The organism is Massilia sp. CCM 8734, assembly GCF_011682155.1.
GTDB lineage: Bacteria > Pseudomonadota > Gammaproteobacteria > Burkholderiales > Burkholderiaceae_D > Telluria_A > Telluria_A rubra.
The window spans coordinates 1-478 of record NZ_WHJI01000197.1 but is presented as its reverse complement, the minus strand read 5'-3'; the positions used below and the strand labels follow the sequence as shown (position 1 = coordinate 478).

The window sequence follows — 478 nt, the reverse complement described above, 5'->3', positions numbered from 1 at the left end:
CGGCGTGGATTGAGAAGCCGGCGTTATTAAATGCCGAAACTGAGTGAAACAGTCCGCTCCATGCAGCCTGTTGCCATTCGAGGCCGTAACCAACACGGAACCGTAACATCAGAACTAGCGCAACAATCAGCTCACACGCAACCGTCACGGTTAGCACGAGCTTAGCCACATTGGCCACATCGCCCAGTCCCAACGAATGAGTTTCTGTTTGAGTGATAAGTTTCAGCCGCAGCCGAGGCGATCGATTCACCATGAGACCTAGCCTGAATGTTTCATAAACTGCCACCGCAGTGCCGGTTCGGCGATACATGAGCTCCTCAGTGACGATCACGATGTCGCGGGCAATAGCCCCCCTACCCGATTGAACGGGGCATCGAATGGCGCAGTATGCGGTTGAAGGTTGGCGGGTTGGTGGTCAGTTCTCGGCAGACCGGACGTGGCTTGCTCAGGACGAGTTGAGGGACCTGGCCGGTGTCGA

1 protein-coding gene is annotated in these 478 nt (G+C 56.1%); it reads right to left on the bottom strand.

What is annotated here, in order from left to right:
• Positions 1-331, bottom strand: a 331-nt coding sequence (locus F2P46_RS36215; protein WP_368737997.1) for a potassium transporter TrkG, incomplete at its 3' end; no start/stop codon positions are given.
• Positions 332-478 lie beyond the last annotated feature (147 nt).